Genomic DNA, 2,291 nt, shown 5'->3' on the forward strand with positions numbered 1-2,291 from the left:
GGCGGCCAGCGCGGCAAAATCGACATGCTTCTCCAGCACCTGCAACACATCTCCGAGTCGGTCGAGCTTGGCTTCTCGTTCCTCAGCAGCAAACAGGCTCTCTTTGATCTTCATGGCGGGGCTTCTTGCATGGGTTGAGAGATAGCCATTATCTCAGCAGACAGATTTTTCGAGGCGCCCTAAAGGGCTCGTAGCGCATTGCTTAGGCGATGGGACCGGTCTTTGTAGGAAAACTACTTCGGGGCAGGCATCCGGCAATCTTATGCGAAGAATTGGAGGATCATGTCGCGGATTCTCCGTTGTTCCGGAGAAAGCTCTTTCGGGTCGCTGTCCTGTAGCCAACTTAGGTATTGTTGTATGACATCCCCGGCTGCGCCATGATCGAATGCCTGTGTCAAAATCAGAAAAAGATTCCAAGCGGAAGCCGTCGTGTCGGAATGCCGATCGCCCAGCGTGTGTCTCCGGATATCCAATACTTGCTTGTGTAACGCTTTCGCCTTAGCGAGATCGCCTTGTGCCCAGAACATCTCGGCTAAGTTGCATAAGGCCGTTAACGTGTCCGGATGTTCTTTTCCAAGGACCTGATAACGTATGCCAAGCGCCTTTTCCTCAAGTATCCGAGCTTTGGTAAGGTCGCCTTCGAGCCAGAGCGATTCAGCCTCATTATGTATTGACGTCACCTTATCGAGATCGTCGGAGCTCACGAAGCCAGGCGCGCTAGGTTCGCTGATATGGCCTTCCTGAAACGAATCGTAGGCGAGTGTCGAGGTAGCTGTTCGGGTTGTCGCCTCTGCGGTCGGTTCGGCAGCTTGCTCAGGCAAATCCTCGTCATCGGACGAAGGAGCGGGCCGAATTGAATTGTCGATATCCAGCCGCGGTTCCGCGATTCCCGGCACCTTGGCGATCAGGCGCGCCAATTCAACGATCTGTGACTCATTATCTTTTCCGCTCAATGCAAACCCGCTGTACATAGCGAGTTCTCTCAAGGCAGTGGGAAGATGTGTGCCAAAAGGTATAGATGCACCGTCGTATAGAATGGGAATAAACGTCCGGCCGCTGTTTAGCGTCAGCGCGATCTCGTGCAATAGGCGATCGGGTTGAGGGGTATGGATATCGTGGGCGTTGTCGACTGTTATGGTACTTATCCAATCGCCGGTAATCAGAAACAGAACTACTTTAGATTGGCGGATATATTCGTCTAATTGCTCGGGGTGCAGGTTTTCCGATCGGATATCCTCGTGGTCAATGTAGATTCGCTCTTGATGAAAATAGCGGCAAAGGTGCCGATAGAGGACTAATGCCGGAGCGGCGGCGGAGTTACGGTCGTAGCTGATAAAGATGTCGCAATGTGGCACGGCCTACTCCGCCTGATTAGTTGGTCCGCCTGTGCTAGCGGCACTTCTCTCATTGGAGATTCCCGGTGCTGATGCTCGCATCCCTGGGTCATCCCTGACCCGTAACCTCCCTGGTGCGACGATTAGAATCGAAAATAGCTTGTGAGTCTGTGAAAAATTCACATCCGAAGTGGGAGAGCTTGTGGCTATCAAAGACCCTTATATAGTTGATATTGCAAGCGACAAGCTGATCAAGGAGCTTCAATGATGGCTGCGTGATGATTCCGTTAGCGCTAGACGGTATTCGAGCAGATATCTTGAACGTACGGCTTACATTCCGGAACTGGCGTCTTTTGGCAAATGGGCTATGGCTTTCTGCGCCTCTGTTTTTGCACGCGATATCGCGGCTTCGAGCTGCAGCCTGGCGGCCTCCGCACTTAATCCGTTCCGAGTTCGGGCGGCGTTGGGCCCTGAGTCCTGCCAGGCCATTTCTTCGACAGCTAGCTGTCGCGCTCCGCTCCAAGCCGCATGTGCCATAAGCGAAGATAGCTTGCCATCCGGATCGAATCGCTTCATAACGTAGTCAGCCACTGAATCCGGGGTGGCTGTATCGCCGAGCAAACAAATCCCATCCCAAATCAGAGCTCGCACTAAGGAGCTCACCTGTTTTTCGTCATATTGTGTCGTCATTCTCGTTATCTCAGTTATCGCTTGATACCCGCTTTGCAGGACAGGCGGCAGCGCATTTTCGTGTTCCGCCTCGGGTCAATGAACGTGATTCTTTGCTCGGGCGGCGCGGCTAGAGCATTTTCATATCTAGTCAGCCCTGAAGTATTTCTAACACACTGACACATATACGGATTCGTTGCATATTGGCTGGTACAATTTGCAAGAAAACCGGTCATTTGATTTCGATTTCTTGCAAATTCGGGTGGGTTGCATGAAGCCAAGAGAGCC

At 52.3% G+C, this 2,291-nt stretch carries 1 protein-coding gene; it reads right to left on the minus strand.

Annotation, left to right across the window (positions count from 1 at the left end; genetic code table 11):
- Positions 1-260: 260 nt before the first annotated feature.
- Complete coding sequence (locus VEB01_RS01675; protein ID WP_324872372.1) at positions 261-1,355, minus strand: tetratricopeptide repeat protein; 1,095 nt, start codon at positions 1,353-1,355, stop codon at positions 261-263.
- Positions 1,356-2,291: the final 936 nt, after the last annotated feature.

The organism is Methylocaldum sp., from assembly GCF_035627495.1.
GTDB lineage: Bacteria > Pseudomonadota > Gammaproteobacteria > Methylococcales > Methylococcaceae > Methylocaldum.